We start from the raw sequence: 17782 nt of genomic DNA on the forward strand, positions 1-17782 counted from the left end.
CGTGCTGCCGGAAGGACCTGAGCCATGCATGACATCGTGATCCGCCACGGCGAGGTGGTCGACGGGACGGGCGCGCCGCCGCGGCGCGCCGACGTCGCGGTGGACGGCGACCGGATCACCGAGGTGGGCGCGGTCACCGGGCGGGGCAGGCGCGAGATCAACGCCTCCGGCAGGCTGGTGACGCCCGGCTTCATCGACGTGCACACCCACCTCGACGCCCAGCTGTTCTGGGACCCCGCGGCCACGCCCTCCTGCTACCACGGCATCACCACCGTGGTGATGGGCAACTGCGGCGTCACCTTCGCGCCCGTCCGTCCCGGCCGGGCGGGCTATCTCGCCGCGATGATGGAGTCGGTCGAGGACATCCCCGCCGACACGATCATGGCCGGACTCGACTGGGACTGGGAGACCTACGGCGAGTACCTCAAGTCCCTGGGCCGCCGCGAGCTCGGCGTGAACGCCGGCGGCCTCATCGGGCACAGCGCCCTGCGCTACTACGTGATGGGCGAGCGGAGCCTGGAGGAGGCGCCCGCCACCGGCGACGACATCGCCGCCATGGCCGCGGTCGTGGGGGAGGCCGTCGACAACGGCGCGCTGGGCTTCTCGACGTCGCGCAGCTTCATGCACACCGTCCCCGACGGCCGCCCGGTGCCCGGCACGTACGCGCGGCCCGCCGAGCTCGCCGCCATCGCGCAGGCCATGGCCGCCCGCGGCCGCGGCACCTTCCAGGTGGTGCCGCGCATCGGCGAGCGCGACGGGACCGAGCGCCGCAACTCCGTCTCGGAGATGGCGTGGATGGAGGAGGTCAGCCGCGCCTCGGGCCGCCCCCTGGCCTTCTCCATCATGCAGAGCGACCGCCGCCCCGGCCTGTGGTCGTGGGTGATGGAGGAGACCGCCGCCGCCCGCGCCCGGGGCGCCGACATCCGCCCCATGACCGCGGTGCGCGGCAGCGCCATCGTCTACGGGCTGGTCAGCCGCACCCCCTACGACACCCTCCCCGCCTGGGCCGGGCTGATGGCCAGGCCCCCCGCCGACCGGCTGGCGGCGCTGTCCGACGCGGGACTGCGCGCCAGGCTGGTCGAGGAGGCGGGGCGGCCGTCGGAGCTGTCGGGACCGCTGGCGCCCAAGGACCCCGCCAGGATCTACCTCATGCCGCCCGGCTCGGCCGACTACGACGTGAGCGCGGAGAACAGCCTCGCCGCCGAGGCGGCACGCCGCGGCACGAGCCCCGCCGAGGCGTTCCTGGACTACACCCTGCAGACCCGCGGCCTGGGCCTGCTGTACTACCCGGTCCTCAACCAGGACCTGGCCGCCGTCGCCCAGATGATCACCAACCCCGACGTCGTGATCGGCGTGGCGGACGCCGGCGCCCACGTGGCGCTGACGATGGACGCGGGCAACTCCACCTACCTCCTCAAGCACTGGGTGCGCGACGAAGGGCTGCTCGACGTGGGCGGGGCGGTCAGGAAGCTGACGCTGGAGGCGGCCGACCTGTGGGGCATCGCCGACCGCGGCGTCCTGGCCCCCGGAGCCTATGCCGACGTCAACGTGCTGGACCTGGAGGGCCTGCACCTGCACACCCCGGAGATGCTCGCGGACTTCCCCCTGGGCGCGCAGCGCTTCACCCAGCGCGCCCGCGGCTACGACTACACCCTCGTCAACGGGCAGGTGCTGGTCGACCACGACGAGCTGACCGGCGCGCGCGCCGGCCGGGTGGTCACCCCGTCCTGAGGACGCGGCCGACGGAGGCGGACCGGCCCGGCGCGGACGGCCCGCCTCCGCGATGGGTCGGCCCGGCGCGGCCTTCCCACGCCTTGCGCAGGCACCCTGGCGTTCAGCCGCCGCGGGCCCTGACCAGGGCGCCGCGGTTGACCTTGGTGGCGGCGCTGCGGGGGACGGCGTCGACGATCTCGACGCTCTTGGGCACCTTGTAGGGCGCCAGTCGACCTCTGGCGTAGGAGACGACCTCGGCCGGGTCGGGCGGGGCGTCCGGGTCGGCGGGTTCGATCACGGCGTGGACGCGCCGCCCCCACCTGCTGTCGCGTAGGCCGATGACGACGACGTCGGCGATCGCGGGGTGGTCGATGAGGGCGGCCTCCACCTCGGCGGGGAAGACGTTGGCGCCGCCGGTGCACTGCTCGGCCAGCGTGCGGATCCGGCTCGCGTTGCTGACGGCTTCCATTCAGGCCTCCCCGTAGGAGGGAAGGACGTCCTCCGACCATTTCTGCAGGGTCGGGGCGAGCAGGGGCCAGCGCACGAACAGGCCGGGAGCCTCGCCGGACGTGCGTGCAGCCTGCCGTTCGTGCCATTCCCCGTCGCCCCACGGCGGTTCGACGAGCCGGGCGTTCGGCAGCGCCCGCGCGACCTGCTCGGACGTCTCGCGCCGGTGGTGGATGTCGCTCGCGCTGCTGCGGAACACCAGGGCGGGCACGCCGAGGGCGCGGGCCTCGGCGTCGGACATGCCGGGGACCAGCGCCTCGTCCGAGGGGCAGTGGACGGCGAGCCAGCGCTCCATCGTCGCGATGAACCGCCGCGGGTCCTGGTCGAGGAAGCGCTGCCGGTTCGCGGGGTTGCGCTCGATGACCTCGGCCCACTCCGGCAGCGCGGCGACCGCTTCCATGCCGCCCTTCCACGCGGCCTGGACGGATCCGGCGCAGTAGTGCATCCCCACGGACAGCAGCCCGTAGACGCCGCCGCTGATCCACCACAGCGCGAGGCCCGCGGCCGCCCCGGGGTGGCGGGACGCGGTCAGCAGCGACACCCGGGCGCCGCCCGAGCCGCCCGCGATCACGGCGGGCGCCATGTCCAGGTGCTCCAGCAGCCCGGCCAGGACGTCGGCCTGCATCGCCGACTCGGAGTCCCCCTCGAAGCAGACGTCCGATCCGCCGGTGTTGGGGCGGTCCCAGAGGAGCACCCGGTTGCCGCGCCCGGCCAGCGCCTCCGCCAGCTCCCGCAGGCCCGGGGCGTCCCTGCCCTCCCGGCCGCCCGGCGTGAGCGCCCAAGGGCGCCCTTCCCCGATCACCTCGTAGCCGACCCGCAGGCCGTTCACCCTTGCCGTCGCCATACCTCGAAGTTACTATCCGAACGAATGTGAGGGAATACTTACTTACTTACTCTGCGGGAGTGTACGATGAGTCATGAGGCGGTGATCGTCTCGGGCGCGCGTACCGCGATCGGGACGGCGTTCCGGGGTTCGCTGGCCGACGTCGACGCGCTGGAGCTCGCCACGGAGGCGGTCGCCGAGGCCGTGCGGCGCTCGTGTCTCCCGCCCGAGCTCTTCGACGACGTGGTCATGGGCGAGTCCCTCTACGGCGGCGGGGCCATCGGCCGCTACGCGGCGATCGAGGCGGGGCTGGTGAACGCGCCGGGCATCGCGCACAACCGGCACTGCGCCTCGGGCCTGGCCACCCTGCAGAGCGCCGCGGCGTCCGTCATCGCGGGCATGGACCGCGTCGTCGTCGCGGGCGGCGTGCAGTCCAGTTCGACGATGCCCAAGGTGAATCGGCGCATCCCGGCCACCGACGACTGGGAGGAGGACTGGCTGGCGCCCAGCCACCGCGAGACGCCCGACGCGCCGATCCGGGACATGACCATCACCGTCGGATGGAACGCCGCGGTGAAGGCCGGGATCAGCCGGGCCGACATGGACGCCTGGGCGCTGCGCTCCCACCAGCGCGCCATCGCCGGCATCGACGGCGGGAGCTTCACCGAGGAGGTCTTCCCCCTGGAGGTGACCCGCCGCGACGGGACGGCCTTCACCTTCGAGGTCGACGAGCACCCCCGGCGGAGCTCGACGCTGGAGAAGCTCGCCTCGCTCAAGCCGCTGCACCCGGAGATCAAGGACTTCGGCATCACCGCGGGGAACTCGGCGGGGGTGAACGACGGCGCGGCGGCGCTGGTGGTCGCCGACCGGGCGTTCGCCGAGGGGGAGGGCCTGGCGCCGCTGGCGACCGTGCGGGCGTGGGCGTCCGTCGGCGTGCCCCCGGCCGAGACCGGGCTGGCCCCGCAGTTCGCCATCCCCAAGGCGCTCGACCGCGCCGGGCTGTCGGTCGGGGACGTCGACCTCTGGGAGATCAACGAGGCCTTCGCCTCGGTGAGCGTCGCCGCCACCCGGGCGCTCGGCCTCGACGAGGACACCGTGAACGTCCTGGGCAGCGGCTGCAGCCTGGGGCACCCCGTCGCGATGACCGGCACCCGGATGGTCCTCACCCTCGTCCACGAGCTGCGCCGCCGCGGCGGCGGCGTCGCGGTGGCCGCGATGTGCGCGGGCGGCGGGATGGGCACGGCCCTGGTCCTGGAGGTGCCCGGACCGGCGTAGCGGAAGGGCGCAGGACCCGGCCTCCGGAGGACGCGAGAGGGGGCGAGGCTCAGGCCCCGCCCCCTCTTCCCTGCGTCGTCACTGCCGCCGGCGCGCCGGCTCCAGGGGCGGGAAGAAGCCCTTGACTGTGCCGTCGCTGATGAGGTTCATCGCGCGGTGCCGGTCGAACCCCTTGCCGTGGTGGCTCTCCAGGGCCATCACCAGCGCGATGCCCATCACCGCGCGGGCGGAGATGTCCGGGGACTCGAAGGGGTAGCCGTACCGGTGCTCGACCTCGCGCCAGGCCTCGGCGAGGCGGTCCATGGCCACCATGAAGTTCTCCTGGTAGAACCGCCGCGCCACCTGCGGGTCGCCGAAGAGCACCAGGCCCAGCAGCGGGAGGATCTCCTCCAGCGTCGAGATGAGCTGGCGGTACAGGCCGGTCATCGCCTTCAGCTGGCGCTCGGGCGTCAGCGGCTGGTCCATGTCGACGGCGGCGGTCGCGGCCACGAGGTCGTCCACGGCCTGCTTGAGCGGCTCGACCACCGCCTCGAAGAACAGCTGGTCCTTGCTCTCGAAGTGGCGGTAGATCACGCCCTCGCTGATGCCGCTGTGCTCGGCGATCACCTTGATCGTCGTGCCGTTCATGTCACCGGTCTCGATGAAGGCGCGCCTGGCCGCGGCCAGGATCGAGCTCTTGCGGGCCTCGGCGGTGAGCCGCCGCCGCCGGGGCGGGTTCTCGGCCGGCCGCGCGGCTTCCTCCGCCGGAGCGGACGGGGCTACCGGCTTGGTCATGAGCTGCTCCTGGCGGCCGGTCCTCCACAGGAGGTGAGTGGGCACATACTTTCATCGTAGTAGGTGCCGCGGCATGGTCCAGGCCGCCACCCCGGAACCCGCCCCCTTCGAGGGTCTCAGACGCGCCGCGTCACCTCCGGTGGCCCATCAGGCCCAGCGCGGCGTCGGCGGCGGCCAGGACGGCGCCGGGGTCGGCGTCCGCGGCGCGGGCGAGCTCGGTGAGGATCCGGACGTCCTTCTGCAGGAGGGGTCCGGCGACGGGCGCCATGCGGTCCAGGGCGCCTCCGGCGGCGTGGACGCGGGTGAGGGCGAAGCTGGTGCCGGTGCCGTGGGTGATGACCTCGGCGAGCCCGGCGGTGTCGACGCCCAGTTCCCTGCCGAGCGCGAACGTGCTGGCGGCCGTGGCCAGGTGGGCGGTGAACAGCAGGTTGTTGAGGAGCTTGGTGAGCTGCCCGCTGCCCAGCGGTCCGGTGTGGATGACGGGCGAGGCGTAGGCGGCGAAGACGGGGCGGCACAGCTCGACGGCGTCGGCGTCGCCCCCGGCCATGACCAGCAGCCTCCCCTCGGCGGCCGCGCCGCCCCCGCCGCTGACGGGCGCGTCGACCAGGCGGACGTCCTGGCGCGCGGCGACCTCGGCGAGCCGGTGGCAGGTGTCGGGGTGCACGGTGCTGTGGACGGCGATGACGCCGCCGGGCCGCAGCCCGGCCAGGACGCCGTTCTCGCCGGTGAGGACCTCCTCGACGTCGGTGTCGTCCACGACGCAGACGCACACGAGGTCGCACGCGGCGGCGAGCTCGGCCGGGGTGGCGGCGGTCTTGGCGGCGGTGTCGGCGAACGGCTCCAGGGAGGCGGCGCGCCGCGCCCACAGGGTCGTGCCGTGGCCGGCCTCGGCGATCCGGCGGGCCATGGGCGCGCCCTGGCTGCCCAGGCCGATGAACCCGACGTGCATCAGCTGACCTCTTCTTCCTGCTGCGGTTGGGGGCGCCAGAAGGCGGCGAGGAGCCCGGCGGTGGCCGCGACGGCGACGCCGAGGGCGACGGCGCCTCCGGTCCAGCCGGCGACGGCGATGTCCGCCGCGTGGTCGAGGGACGCCTCGCCGGGGCCGGTCAGGGCGAGGGCGAGGCAGACGGCGGCCAGGACGAGGACGTACTCGTAGCCGTCCTTGAAGACGAAGAACCCGTTCTTCCGGTGGGCCAGGAGCCCGGCCACCAGCATGACGGAGATGACGGCGGCGCAGGCCAGGGAGGTGAGGAGGCCGAGGACGAGCAGGAGGCCCGCCCCGATCTCGGTGACGACGCTCATCCAGGCCTGGAGGGTGCCGCGGCGCAGGCCCAGCCCGCCGAACCAGCGGGCGGTGCCCTCGATGCGGCCGCCGCCCCGCCAGTGGTTGTATCCGTGGGCGATCATCGTGGCGCCCACGACCACCCGCACGAGCAGCAGCGCGGTGGCTTCCGCTTCCATATGTTTCGTCCTTTGCGGTCGGGGCCCGGAGGGCGGCCGCCGGACGGCGGGCCGGGTCGTCCCCGGCCCACCGTCCGGCGGGCGGTGCGGCTAGCCGGCGATCTCGGCTCGCCGCTTGCGGACGGTGACGGGCTCGGCCAGGCCCTGCTCGTCGCAGATCTTCTGGAGCCTCTCCAGGGTCTCCTCCAGGCCGGGGCCGAGCCGGGGCCCCGGGGTGAAGGTCGCCGGGAGGAAGCGCATGCCGTTGATGACGGAGATCGCCTCGTAGTGCACGGCGCCTTCGGGGTCGCACACGTAGTCCGGCATCCGGTCGAGCACCTGCACGACCATCCGCTTGAACAGGGTGCGCGCGACGTTCGAGCCGATGCACCGGTGGATGCCCAGGCCGAAGCTGGCGTGCCGGTTGCCCTCCCGGTCCAGCCTGACCTGGTCGGGGTCCTCGAAGACCGCGGGGTCGCGGTTGGCCATCGCCCACGACAGCCAGAGGCGGTCGCCCTCCTTGAACCGCACCCCGGCGATCTCGCAGTCGGCAGAGACGGTGCGCCCGTCGCCGACGGCGGGGGTGTAGAAGCGCAGGAACTCCTCGGTCGCCGAGTCCAGCAGGGACTCGCGCTCGCGGCTGAGCCGTTCGCGCTCCGCCGGGTTCTCCGACAGCCACTCGATGGCGTGGGAGGTCAGCGCGGTGGTGGTGTCGAACCCGCCGCCGATGAGCAGCCCGAGCACGCCCATCAGCTCCAGGTCGGGCGCCTTCTGCCCGTTGATCTCGGCGTTGATGAGCGCGTTGACCAGGCCGGGACGGGGGTTCTCCTTGATCTCGGCGAACTGCTTGAACAGCTCCATGCCCATCTGCATGTGGAGCCGGCCGACCCGCTCGATGTCGGGGGAGTCCAGCGGCGTGTAGATGGCGGCGTGCGCCGGCTCGCAGTAGATCGTCCAGTCCTTGATGGGAATCCCCATCATGGCCAGGGTGAACACCGCCGGGACGATGTTGACGAGGTCCTCGACGAAGTCGATGCGTCCGGACTCGATCTTCTCGTCGATGCACGCGCGCACCAGGTCGTCGATCCACGGGATCCACCGGTTGATGGCGGCGGGGGACAGGTAGGGATTGAGCGTCTGGCGGTAGTAGCGCTGCTCGGGCGGGTCCATCTCCAGGAACCCGCCGCGGCGCCCCTTGCCGCGCGCGGGCGCGGGGATGGAGATGCCCTGGTAGCCGCGCCGCTCGTTGTTGATGTCGTGGTCGTTGGACAGGTACTCCGCGGACCGGGCGGCCAGTTCGAAGACCTCGCGGTTGCCGGCCGCCACCCAGTGCCCGCCGTGCGTGTCGGTCCAGGCGATCGGGCACCTGGCGTGCATCTCGTGGGTGATGTCCTCGAACCGCTCGCGGTACCCGGGCGCGTGCCGGTCGAAGTGGTAGCGGATCTTCTTGCGCTCCTCGTCGCCGATCCCGGCGACGGCGTCTTCGGTGCTCACGGCGTCTCCTCCACGGAGATGGCCCGCTCGGGGCAGGACCTGACGGCGTTCATCACCTGGGACTCCTGGCCGGCGGGGACGTCCGGGCTGATCGGCGAGGAGTGGCCGTCGACGTCGTCGAGTTCGAAGACCTCGGGGGCCTTCATGGCGCACAGGGTGTGGCCCTGGCAGAGCGCCTGGTCGACTCTGACCTTCATGATGTGCTCTTTCTGCCCGATCAGACGTGGAAGTCGTGCCACTTGAGGTAGCCGCCGGCGTCGACGCGCAGCTGCATGCCGGTCACGTAGCGGGCCTCCTCGGAGGCGAGGAACAGGATGGCGTTGCTGATGTCCACCGGCTCGATGTAGGGGATCGGCATCGCCTGCTGCACGCGGAAGGCCGGTTCGGCGTCCTCGCGCCGGGGGTCGGCCAGGTCCGGCCGGAAGGAGCGGTACATGGGCTTGCTCTGCAGCATCTGGGTGTTGACATTGGTGGGGTGCACCACGTTGGCCCGGATCGAACGGGGGGCGAGCTGCCGTCCCAGCTCGTGCATGTAGTCCGACAGGATCCGCTTGGCCCAGGCGTAGCCGCTGCCGCCGGGGTTGGAGCCGGGGTTCTGCACCATGCCCTGGCTCATGAGCGCGGCGGCGGAGGCGACCGCGATGACCGAGGCGCCCTCGGACAGGTGCGGCAGCGACGCCTGGATCGCGTTGATCGAGCCGAGCAGGTTGACGTTGACGACGTCGGTCCAGGCCTGCAGCGGGGGGTTGCCGTGCAGCGGGGCGATGCCCGCCTGCGCGACGACGACGTCGACCTTGCCGAGCTCGGAGATGCCCCGCTCCAGGGCCTCGCGGACCTGGGCGGCCTCGCGGACGTCGGCCTGGGCGGTCACGACGCGCCGGCCCTGCGCCTCGACCAGACGCGCGGTCTCCTTGAGGTCGTCGGGGCTCGCCATCGGGTAGTCGACGGTCTCGTAGTCCTGGCAGAGGTCGATCGCGATGATGTCGGCGCCTTCCTCGGCCAGCCGGACGGCGTGGCTGCGGCCCTGGCCGCGCGCCGCTCCGGTGATGAATGCGACCTTTCCCTCAACGCGTCCCATGGTGGCTCCTTCGCTCGGGGGGCGGGTGGGCTGACGGGTTCTCTGGTGCCGAAGGCCGCCGGCGGCCCCTCGGTTCGGATATGACGATAACCGATTATGGAATCTTCACTTCCGAATGGGAGAACCTTACTCTCAAAGCAGCGGAAAGACCAGTCTTGATGAGTGTTCACTCACTTATCTAGGTTGGTCCTCCACCCATGGACGAGGAGGACCGGTGGGCACACGGGAACGGCGGGCGAGGCTGCTCGTGGACGGGCGGCTCTTCGAGACCGGCAAGACGTTCGCATCACTCGACCCGGCGACCGGGCGGGTGGTCGGACACGCGCCCGACGCCACGGTCGCCGAGGCCGAGGCGGCGGTCGCGGCGGCGCGCCGCGCCTTCGACACCACGGACTGGGCGAGCGACGCGTCCCTGCGCGTGCGCTGCCTCGAGCAGTTCCACCGGGCGCTGGTGGAGCACAAGGAGGAGCTGCGCGAGCTGACGATCGCCGAGGCCGGCGCGCCGCGGATGAGCACCCACGGCACCCAGCTCGACGAGCCGATCGAGATCGTCCGCTACTACGCGGACCTGCTGGGGACCTACCCGATGACCGAGGAGCTCGGCGAGATCGAGTCCCGGGGCAGGCGCCACCGGCGCTGGGTGGAGAAGGAGGCCGCGGGCGTCGTCGCGGCGATCATCCCGTACAACTACCCGGTCCAGCTCGCGCTGGCCAAGCTCGCGCCCGCGCTCGCCGCCGGCTGCACGGTCGTGCTCAAGGGGGCGCCGGACACCCCCCTGATCACCCAGGCCCTCGGCGAGCTGCTCGCCGAGCACACCGACATCCCGGCCGGCGTGGTCAACGTCCTGTCCTCGTCCGACGTGGCGGTGGGCGAGGTCCTCACCACCCATCCCGGCGTCGACATGGTCACCTTCACCGGCTCGACCGCCACCGGGCGGCGCATCATGGCGGCCGCGGGCGAGACGGTGAAGAAGGTGTTCCTGGAGCTCGGCGGCAAGTCGGCGATGATCGTGCTCGACGACGCCGACATCGGCCTGTGCGCGATGGCCGCCGCCTTCATGGTCTGCAGCCACGCGGGCCAGGGCTGCGCGATCACCACCCGGGTGCTCGTGCCGCGGCGGCACCACGACGCGTTCGTCGAGCAGACCGCCGCGATGATGGCCGGGATCAAGTACGGAGATCCCGCCGATCCGCAGACCTACATGGGCCCGCTCATCAGCGAGAAGCAGCGCGACAAGGTGCACGGCATGGTCCAGCGGGCCGTCGGGGCGGGCGCGACCCTGGTGACCGGCGGCCAGAAGGTCGACCCGGGCTACTTCTACCAGCCGACCCTGCTGACCGGTGTCGACCCGGGCGCCGAGATCGCCCAGGAGGAGGTCTTCGGTCCGGTGCTCGTGGTCCTGCCGTTCGACGACGAGGACGAGGCGGTGCGCATCGCCAACGACTCGATATACGGCCTGGCCGGCGGGGTCTTCGGCGCCGACGACGAGCACGCCGTCGCGGTGGCGCGGCGGATCCGCGCCGGGGCGCTGAGCGTCAACGGCGGCTACTACTTCGGCGGCGACGCCTCCTTCGGCGGGTACAAGCAGTCGGGCATCGGCCGCGAGGGCGGCGTCCCGGGCCTGGAGGAGTTCCTGGAGCGCAAGACCTTCGCGGTGGCGGTGTCCGGATGACGGGCGGGCCCCTGGAGGGCGTCCGGGTCCTCGAAGTCGCGATGTACGGGTTCGTCCCTTCGGCGGGCGGAGTGCTCGCCGACTGGGGCGCCGACGTCGTCAAGATCGAGCACGCCGTCCACGGCGACCCGCAGCGCGGGCTGCGCCAGACCGGCAGGATGCGCGTCGAGGGCGACCCCAACCCCAACTTCGAGCACGCCAACCGCGGCAAGCGCAGCGTCGGCCTCGACATCTCCGCGCCGGAGGGCCGCGAGGTCCTCTACGAGCTCGCCAGGCGCTCCGACGTCTTCCTGACCAGCTTCCTGCCCGGCCACCGGCGGCGGTTCGGCATCGACGTGGACGACGTCCGCGCGGTGAACCCGAAGATCATCTACGCCCGGGGCAGCGCGCTCGGCCCCCGCGGCCCGGAGGCCGAGCGGGGCGGGTACGACATGACCGCCTTCTGGGCGCGGGCCGGCACCGCCGCCAGCATCACCCCGCCGGACATCGAGGGGCTGATCAACCCGCCGGGGCCCGCCTACGGCGACACCATCTCCGGCACGAACCTCGCCGGGGGCATCGCGGCGGCGCTGGTCAGACTCGGGCGCACCGGCGAACCGTCCGTCGTGGACGTCTCCCTGCTGGGCAGCGGCGTGTGGTCGATGGGCCACGGCATCACGCTCTCGGCCCACCTCGGCGAGTCGATGGAGGCCTCCGAGACCGGCGCCCACGGCTCGCCCGCCAACCCCCTCGTCGGGCTCTACCGCACCTCCGACGGGCGGTACCTGTCGCTCGTCATGCTGCAGCCCGCCAAGTTCTGGGCCGACGTGTGCCGCCACGTCGACCGGCCCGACCTCGTCGACGACCCCCGCTTCGCCACCGGCGAGCTGATCGCGGCCAACACCGGCCAGGCCGTGGAGATCCTCCGCGAGGTGATCGCCACCCGCACGCTGGCCGAGTGGGCGGAGCGCTTCGCCACCCTGTCCGGGCCCTGGGCCCCGGTGCAGGACTCCCTGCAGGTGGTCGACGACGGGCAGGTCCGGGCGAACGAGTACATGGTGCGGGCGGGGGAGATGCGGCTGGCCGCGAGCCCCGTGCAGTTCGACGTCCGCAGCGCCGCGGCGGGGCCGGCCCCCGGCTTCGCGGCGCAGACCGAGGAGGTGCTCCTGGAGGCCGGCCTCACCTGGGAGCGCATCATCGAGCTCAAGACGTCCGGCGCCGTCACGTGAGCGGGCGGAGCCCCCGCATCGCCTATGGCATTCTCTTTTAAGAGAACGTCATATCCACCCTGAACCGAAGGACCGACCGAGGAGTCCCCATGCCGTCGCGTGAGCTGCCCTATCCGCTGTTCGACGCCGACAACCACCTGTACGAGCCGCAGGAGGCGCTGACGAAGTACCTGCCCGAGGAGTACAAGAACGCGATCAAGTACGTGCAGGTGGACGGCCGTACGAAGATCGCGGTGCGGGGCAACATCAGCGAGTACATCCCCAACCCCACCTTCGAGGTCGTCGCCCGGCCGGGCGCGATGGAGGAGTACTTCCGGGTCGGCAACCCCGAGGGCAAGGACCGCCGCGAGATCTTCGGCAAGCCGATGCGCTCCATCCCGGCCTTCCGCGAGCCCGAGCCGCGCCTGAGGCTCATGGACGAGCTGGGCATCGCCAGGACGCTGATGTTCCCGACCCTGGCCAGCCTCATCGAGGAGCGGATGAAGGACGACGTGGAGATGACCCACGCGGTCATCCACGCGCTCAATCAGTGGCTGTTGGAGACCTGGACGTTCAACTACCAGGACCGCATCTTCACCACGCCGGTCATCACCCTGCCGATCGTGGAGAAGGCCATCGAGGAACTGGACTGGGCGGTGGCCAACGGCGCCCGCGCCATCCTGGTGCGCCCCGCCCCCGTCCCGAGCCTGCGGGGCGGCACCCGCTCGTTCGGCCTGCCGGAGTTCGACCCGTTCTGGCAGCGCGTCGTCGACCACGACGTCCTGGTCGGGCTGCACTCCTCCGACAGCGGCTACAGCCGCTACATCAGCGACTGGGAGGGCGTCAGCAACGAGATGCTGCCGTTCAAGCCCAACGCCTTCCGCATGATCTTCGAGTGGCGCCCGATCCAGGACACCGTGGCGGCGCTGGCCATCCACGGCGCCCTGTCCCGCTTCCCGGCGCTGAAGTTCGCGGTGATCGAGAACGGCGCCTCCTGGGTGGGGCCGCTGCTGAGCCAGCTGGCCAACATCTACAAGAAGATGCCGCAGGACTTCATCGAGGACCCGGTGGTCGCGGTCAAGCGCAACATCCACGTCAGCCCCTTCTGGGAGGAGGACATGGTCAAGCTGTCGGACCTGCTGGGCGTGGAGCGGGTGCTGTTCGGCTCCGACTACCCCCACCCCGAGGGCCTGGCCGACCCCATCACCTACGTGGACGAGCTGGAGGGGATGAGCGAGGAGCACAAGGCGCTGATCATGGGCGGCAACCTCGCGAGGCTGATCGGCGGATGAAGGAGGCCACCATCCCCGAGATGGTGCTCTCGGCCGCGGACCGCTTCGGCGACGCCGAGGCGGTCGTGGACGGGGCCGTCCGGCTCGGCTTCGGCGAGCTGGCGGAGCGCGCCGGGATCGCCGCGGGCGCGTTCGCGTCCGCGGGGATCGGCCGGGGGGACCGGGTGGCGCTGTGCGCCCCGAACTCCGCCGAGTGGATCGTCGCGGCCTTCGGGCTGCTGGCCGCCGGCGGCGTGCTGGTCCCGGTCAACCCCAGGTTCCGGCCCGAGGAGACGGCCGAGGTCCTGGCGCGGAGCGGGGCCAGGGCGGTGCTGGTTCGCCAGGGGTTCCTCGGCAGGGAGTACACCGCGCCGCCCGGCGTCCCGGTGATCGACCTCGGGTCGGACTTCCTGGACAGCGGCGCGCCCTTCGCCCGCGAGGTGGACGGCGACGACATCGCCGACGTCGTCTTCACCTCCGGCACGACCGGCCGTCCCAAGGGCGTCATGATGAGCCACCGCCAGACCCTGCGGAAGTACGCGGGCTGGGGCGACCTGGTGGGGCTGCGGGAGGGCGACCGCTACCTGGTCGCCAACCCGTTCGCCCACACCTTCGGCTACAAGGCCGGCTGCGTCGCGTCGCTGATCAAGGGCTGCACCGTGATCCCGGTGCCGGTCTTCGACCTGGACGCCGTGCTGGGACTGGTGGAGCGCGAGAAGGTGACGGTGCTGCCGGGGCCGCCCAGCGTCTACCACGCGCTGCTGTCGGCGCCGGGCGACCGGTCCACCCGCGGCGGGTACGACGTGTCGTCGCTGCGGGTGGCCTCGACGGGAGCCGCCGACATCCCGGTGGAACTCGTCCGCAGGATCCGCGACGAGCTGCCCTTCGCGTCGGTCACGACGGCCTACGGCCTGACCGAGGCGGGGACCGTCACCGCCTCCCGCCCCGGCGACCCGTTCGAGCAGATCGCCACGACCGTCGGCACCCCCTGCGACGGCATGGAGGTGCGCGTCGCCGACGACGGCGAGGTGCTCGTGCGCGGCTACAGCGTGATGCGCGGCTACCTCGACGACCCGGAGGCCACGGCCGAGGCGGTCGACGCCGACGGCTGGCTGCGCACCGGCGACCTCGGCTCGCTGGACGACGGCGGCAGGCTGAAGATCATCGGCCGCAAGAAGGACATGTTCATCGTCGGCGGCTTCAACGCCTACCCGGCCGAGATCGAGGGCGTCCTGCTCGGGCACCCGGCCGTCGCCCAGGCCGCCGTCGTCGGCGTGCCGGACGAGCGGCTGGGCCAGGTCGGCAGGGCCTTCGTCGTGCCGCGCGCCCCCGTCACCGAGGAAGGGCTCATCGCCTGGAGCCGGGAGCGGCTGGCCGGTTACAAGGTGCCGCGCCGCGTGGAGTTCCGCGACGCGCTGCCGCTCAACGCCGCCGGAAAGGTGATGAAGGACCGCCTCGGCGGAGAAGGAAGGAAGACCGTGCGCAAGGGGAACCGAGAATGATCTTTGAATTCGACGAGGACCAGCGGCTGTGGCAGGCCACGGTCCGCGAGGCCGTCGCCAAGGAGTGCCCGCCCTCGATGGTCCGCGGCGTCGTGGACGGGGGCGCCGACCCCGGACCTCTCTGGAAGTCCTACGTCCGCCACGGCTGGACCGAGCTGACCGACCCGGCCGAGGCCGTGGAACTGGCGATCGTGCTGGAGGAGCTGGGCCGGGCCACCGACCCCACCCCCTATCTGGCGACGATGACGCAGTTCGCCCCCTTCTTCCCGGAGGCGGCCGGCCGGGGCGAGTCCGGGACCGCGGTGTTCGAGGGCGTCACGGCGCGACGCGACGGGGACGGCTGGACGCTGGACGGCACCGCCCGCCACGTTCTGGACGGCGACCGCGCCGACCGGCTGGCCGTCGTGACCGGCGAGGGCGTCTTCTCCGTCCCCGCCGCGCGGGTCGCGGCCGTGCGCACGGAGGTCTTCGACCCGCTCCTGCACGTCGCGGAGGTCGTCTTCAGCGGCGTGCGCGTCACCGCCGCCGACCGGAGCGAGGCGGACGTGGAGCAGGCGCGGCACCGGGCGCTGGCCGGCATGGCGCTGACGATGGTGGGCGCCTGCCAGCGGATCCTGGACCTGACGCTGGAGCATGTGCGCACCCGCCACCAGTTCGGCGTGCCCATCGGCTCGTTCCAGGCGGTCAAGCACCGGGCGGCCGACATGCACGTGGCGGTCGAGCGGGCAAGGGCGCTGGCGTACTACGCGGCGCTGACGATCGCCGCCGACGACCCGCGCCGCCGGCTGGCCGCCTCGATGGCCAAGGCGGCGGCGGGGGAGTGCCAGTCGCTGGTGTTCCAGAGCGGCTTCCAGCTGTTCGGAGGCATGGGCTACACCTGGGAGAACGACCTCCAGTTCGCGCTCAAGCGGGCCAAGGCCGGTGAACTGCTGCTCGGCGGCGCCGCCGAGCACCGGGCGCTGATCGCCGAGGAGTGTCATGCGGCTGACGTTTGATCCCGATGTCGAGGCCTTCCGCGCCGAGTTCGCGGCCTTCCTCGCCGAGAACACGCCGACAGAGGAGGAGGCGGCGGAGCGGCCGCGCTCCAGCTCGCACATTCCCGAGTGGGCGCGCCGCTGGCAGCGGCGGCTGTTCGACGCGGGCTGGCTGCTGCCGGGCAACCCCCCGGAGTTCGGCGGCCGCGACGCGAGCCTCCTCCAGCAGTACGTGCACCTGGAGGAGCTGGCGAAGCGCAAGATCTACCACAGCTTCAACCCCCAGGGCCTGGGCATCATCGCGGCCTCGCTGCTGTCCTTCGGCAGCGAGGAGCAGAAGCGCCGCTGGGCCGTCCCGATCCTGCGCGCGGAGATCACCGCGTCGCTGGGCATGAGCGAGCCGGGAGCCGGCTCGGACCTCGCCTCGCTGCGCACCCGGGCGGACCTGCGGGGCGACCACTTCGTGGTGAACGGCCAGAAGGTGTGGACGTCCGGCGCCCACGACGCCGACGTCCTGCTGGCCTTCGTGCGCACCGACCCCGACGCGCCCAAGCACAAGGGCATCAGCGTGCTGCTCATCCCCACGGACCTGCCCGGGGTGACCCGGCGCCCGTTCGGTTCGATCGCGGGCCGCGACGACCTCGACTTCAACGAGGTGTTCTTCGAGGACGTCAGGGTGCCCGCCGAGAACCTCGTCGGCGCGCTGAACGACGGCTGGCGGGTCGCCAACGGCTCGCTCGGCCATGAGCGCAACATGCTGTGGCTGCACTTCGCCACGCGCCTGGAGGAGCAGATCCGCGACTTCCGGCCGGAGACCGTGCTCGACCGCGACTGGTACGCCACGCTCGTCATGGACGGCCAGGCGCTGCGGCTGATGGGCTCGGCGGCCCTGGCGCGGGCGGCCCGCGGCGAGCAGGACGTCGCCGCGCTGTCGACGCTGAAGCTGTTCGGCTCCGAGGCGACGCAGAAGGCGGCGGAACGCATGCTGGACGCCCACGGAGCCGAGGGCCTGTACCCCGCGCCGACGGGACCCTACGCCCACCTGAACCTGGACGTGTTCATCACCGGCTGGTTCGAGCGCTACGCGCGGAGCTTCGGCGGCACGATCGCCGGCGGCGCCTCCGACATCCAGCGCACCATCATCGCCGAGCGGGTGCTCGGCCTGCCCCGAGGTTGAGGAGCCCGTCTTGTACATCGACTACGAGGTCGCCGACGGCATCGCGACCATCACCCTGAACCGGCCGGAGGCGGCCAACGCCCAGAACATGGAGCTGCTCGACGAACTGGACGCCGCCTGGACGAGGGCGGCCCGGGACGAGGACGCCAAGGTCATCGTGCTGCGGGCGGAGGGCAGGCACTTCTCCGCGGGGCACGACCTCAAGAGCGGTGCCCCGCGACCCGAGAAGATCACTCTGGAGTGGATATACCGGGAGGAGTCGCGCCGCTATCTGGAGTACTCCCTGCGCTGGCGCAACGTGCCCAAGCCGTCCATCGCCGCGGTGCAGGGCCGCTGCATCGCGGGCGGCCTGCTCCTGTGCTGGCCGTGCGACCTCATCGTGGCGGCCGAGGACGCGCTGTTCTCCGATCCGGTGGTCACGATGGGCATCGGCGGGGTGGAGTACCACGGCCACACCTGGGAGCTCGGCCCCCGCAAGGCCAAGGAGATCCTCTTCACCGGCCGCCCCCTGACCGCCGACGAGGCGGAGAAGGTCGGCATGGTCAACCGCGTCGTTCCCCGCGAGGAACTCGACGCCCGGACCCGGGAGCTGGCCGCCCAGATCGCCGAGATGCCCGCCTTCGGGCTGCGCCAGGCCAAGCGCGCGGTGAACCAGACCCAGGACGTCCAGGGCTTCCACGCCGCGATCCAGTCGGTCTTCGACGTCCACCAGACCGGTCACGGCAACGCCCTGAGCGTGAGCGGCTTCCCGATCCTGGTGAAGCTCGACGAGATGAAGGCCAAGCTCAAGTAGCGGGCGCTCCACCGGTCCGCGGCCGCGGCGGCGCGCGGCGGTCCGCGGACCGGTGGGCCGGTGGAGATTTCCGGCCGGTACCCGTTGCTTCCCGCCTGCCGA

The 17782-nt window shown here is 72.2% G+C and carries 17 protein-coding genes; 9 read left to right on the forward strand and 8 right to left on the reverse strand.

Annotated features, from left to right (window positions below; all coding sequences use genetic code 11):
• The first annotated feature begins 24 nt into the window (after positions 1–24).
• Complete coding sequence (locus ABD140_RS13815; protein ID WP_344240636.1) at positions 25–1731, forward strand: N-acyl-D-amino-acid deacylase family protein; 1707 nt, start codon at positions 25–27, stop codon at positions 1729–1731.
• A 103-nt stretch (positions 1732–1834) separates the two neighbouring features.
• Here the strand turns inward: ABD140_RS13815 and ABD140_RS13820 are convergent, their stop codons facing one another.
• Together ABD140_RS13820 and ABD140_RS13825 are read right to left on the reverse strand one after the other, a co-directional pair.
• The gene (locus tag ABD140_RS13820) at positions 1835–2182 is read right to left on the reverse strand and encodes an AMP-binding enzyme (RefSeq protein ID WP_344240638.1); all 348 of its coding nucleotides are present in this window, start codon (positions 2180–2182) and stop codon (positions 1835–1837) included.
• A complete protein-coding gene (locus ABD140_RS13825; protein ID WP_344240640.1) occupies positions 2183–3064 on the reverse strand; it encodes an alpha/beta fold hydrolase in 882 nt (293 codons plus the stop codon).
• A gap of 66 nt (positions 3065–3130) precedes the next feature.
• On the opposite strand from ABD140_RS13825, the gene ABD140_RS13830 reads away from it, so the two are divergent.
• A complete protein-coding gene (locus tag ABD140_RS13830; RefSeq protein WP_344240642.1) occupies positions 3131–4318 on the forward strand; it encodes a thiolase family protein in 1188 nt (395 codons plus the stop codon).
• A 78-nt stretch (positions 4319–4396) separates the two neighbouring features.
• Here the strand turns inward: ABD140_RS13830 and ABD140_RS13835 are convergent, their stop codons facing one another.
• The 6 genes from ABD140_RS13835 to ABD140_RS13860 form a co-directional block, all read right to left on the reverse strand.
• Positions 4397–5092 carry a TetR/AcrR family transcriptional regulator gene (locus ABD140_RS13835; protein ID WP_344240644.1) on the reverse strand — a complete coding sequence of 232 codons (696 nt, stop codon included), beginning with the start codon at positions 5090–5092 and terminating at the stop codon, positions 4397–4399.
• A 130-nt stretch (positions 5093–5222) separates the two neighbouring features.
• Positions 5223–6041, reverse strand: coding sequence for an NAD(P)-dependent oxidoreductase (locus tag ABD140_RS13840; protein ID WP_344240646.1), 819 nt, complete (start codon positions 6039–6041; stop codon positions 5223–5225).
• A complete protein-coding gene (locus ABD140_RS13845; protein WP_344240648.1) occupies positions 6041–6553 on the reverse strand; it encodes a DoxX family protein in 513 nt (170 codons plus the stop codon). Before ABD140_RS13845 ends, ABD140_RS13840 begins: the two co-directional genes overlap by 1 nt.
• A gap of 90 nt (positions 6554–6643) precedes the next feature.
• Complete coding sequence (locus ABD140_RS13850) at positions 6644–8026, reverse strand: cytochrome P450 (RefSeq protein ID WP_344240650.1); 1383 nt, start codon at positions 8024–8026, stop codon at positions 6644–6646.
• Entirely contained in the window at positions 8023–8223 is a 201-nt protein-coding gene (locus tag ABD140_RS13855) for a ferredoxin (protein ID WP_344240652.1), read from the reverse strand. The genes ABD140_RS13850 and ABD140_RS13855 overlap by 4 nt, the downstream gene beginning before the upstream one ends.
• 20 nt (positions 8224–8243) lie before the next feature.
• Complete coding sequence (locus tag ABD140_RS13860) at positions 8244–9104, reverse strand: mycofactocin-coupled SDR family oxidoreductase (RefSeq protein ID WP_344240654.1); 861 nt, start codon at positions 9102–9104, stop codon at positions 8244–8246.
• A 214-nt stretch (positions 9105–9318) separates the two neighbouring features.
• Between ABD140_RS13860 and ABD140_RS13865 the strand changes: the two genes are divergently transcribed.
• The 7 genes from ABD140_RS13865 (at position 9319) to ABD140_RS13895 (ending at position 17680) form a co-directional block, all read left to right on the forward strand.
• Positions 9319–10776, forward strand: coding sequence for an aldehyde dehydrogenase family protein (locus ABD140_RS13865; protein ID WP_344240656.1), 1458 nt, complete (start codon positions 9319–9321; stop codon positions 10774–10776).
• The gene (locus ABD140_RS13870; RefSeq protein WP_344240658.1) at positions 10773–11984 is read left to right on the forward strand and encodes a CaiB/BaiF CoA transferase family protein; all 1212 of its coding nucleotides are present in this window, start codon (positions 10773–10775) and stop codon (positions 11982–11984) included. The genes ABD140_RS13865 and ABD140_RS13870 overlap by 4 nt, the downstream gene beginning before the upstream one ends.
• A gap of 89 nt (positions 11985–12073) precedes the next feature.
• Positions 12074–13255 carry an amidohydrolase family protein gene (locus ABD140_RS13875; protein ID WP_344240660.1) on the forward strand — a complete coding sequence of 394 codons (1182 nt, stop codon included), beginning with the start codon at positions 12074–12076 and terminating at the stop codon, positions 13253–13255.
• Entirely contained in the window at positions 13252–14736 is a 1485-nt protein-coding gene (locus ABD140_RS13880) for a FadD3 family acyl-CoA ligase (protein WP_344240662.1), read from the forward strand. The genes ABD140_RS13875 and ABD140_RS13880 overlap by 4 nt, the downstream gene beginning before the upstream one ends.
• The gene (locus tag ABD140_RS13885; protein WP_344240664.1) at positions 14733–15731 is read left to right on the forward strand and encodes an acyl-CoA dehydrogenase family protein; all 999 of its coding nucleotides are present in this window, start codon (positions 14733–14735) and stop codon (positions 15729–15731) included. Before ABD140_RS13880 ends, ABD140_RS13885 begins: the two co-directional genes overlap by 4 nt.
• Positions 15715–16887, forward strand: coding sequence for an acyl-CoA dehydrogenase family protein (locus ABD140_RS13890; RefSeq protein ID WP_344240666.1), 1173 nt, complete (start codon positions 15715–15717; stop codon positions 16885–16887). The genes ABD140_RS13885 and ABD140_RS13890 overlap by 17 nt, the downstream gene beginning before the upstream one ends.
• A gap of 10 nt (positions 16888–16897) precedes the next feature.
• The gene (locus ABD140_RS13895) at positions 16898–17680 is read left to right on the forward strand and encodes an enoyl-CoA hydratase (protein ID WP_344240668.1); all 783 of its coding nucleotides are present in this window, start codon (positions 16898–16900) and stop codon (positions 17678–17680) included.
• The last annotated feature ends 102 nt before the right edge of the window (positions 17681–17782 follow it).

Source organism: Actinocorallia libanotica (assembly GCF_039525175.1).
Classification (GTDB): domain Bacteria; phylum Actinomycetota; class Actinomycetes; order Streptosporangiales; family Streptosporangiaceae; genus Actinocorallia; species Actinocorallia libanotica.

Coding starts and splice junctions, on each gene's coding strand:
- ABD140_RS13815 (WP_344240636.1), top strand. CDS start 25: ATGCATGACATCGTGATCCGCCACGGCGAGGTGGTCGACGGGACGGGC.
- ABD140_RS13820 (WP_344240638.1), bottom strand. CDS start 2,182: ATGGAAGCCGTCAGCAACGCGAGCCGGATCCGCACGCTGGCCGAGCAG.
- ABD140_RS13825 (WP_344240640.1), bottom strand. CDS start 3,064: ATGGCGACGGCAAGGGTGAACGGCCTGCGGGTCGGCTACGAGGTGATC.
- ABD140_RS13830 (WP_344240642.1), top strand. CDS start 3,131: ATGAGTCATGAGGCGGTGATCGTCTCGGGCGCGCGTACCGCGATCGGG.
- ABD140_RS13835 (WP_344240644.1), bottom strand. CDS start 5,092: ATGACCAAGCCGGTAGCCCCGTCCGCTCCGGCGGAGGAAGCCGCGCGG.
- ABD140_RS13840 (WP_344240646.1), bottom strand. CDS start 6,041: ATGCACGTCGGGTTCATCGGCCTGGGCAGCCAGGGCGCGCCCATGGCC.
- ABD140_RS13845 (WP_344240648.1), bottom strand. CDS start 6,553: ATGGAAGCGGAAGCCACCGCGCTGCTGCTCGTGCGGGTGGTCGTGGGC.
- ABD140_RS13855 (WP_344240652.1), bottom strand. CDS start 8,223: ATGAAGGTCAGAGTCGACCAGGCGCTCTGCCAGGGCCACACCCTGTGC.
- ABD140_RS13860 (WP_344240654.1), bottom strand. CDS start 9,104: ATGGGACGCGTTGAGGGAAAGGTCGCATTCATCACCGGAGCGGCGCGC.
- ABD140_RS13870 (WP_344240658.1), top strand. CDS start 10,773: ATGACGGGCGGGCCCCTGGAGGGCGTCCGGGTCCTCGAAGTCGCGATG.
- ABD140_RS13875 (WP_344240660.1), top strand. CDS start 12,074: ATGCCGTCGCGTGAGCTGCCCTATCCGCTGTTCGACGCCGACAACCAC.
- ABD140_RS13880 (WP_344240662.1), top strand. CDS start 13,252: ATGAAGGAGGCCACCATCCCCGAGATGGTGCTCTCGGCCGCGGACCGC.
- ABD140_RS13885 (WP_344240664.1), top strand. CDS start 14,733: ATGATCTTTGAATTCGACGAGGACCAGCGGCTGTGGCAGGCCACGGTC.
- ABD140_RS13890 (WP_344240666.1), top strand. CDS start 15,715: ATGCGGCTGACGTTTGATCCCGATGTCGAGGCCTTCCGCGCCGAGTTC.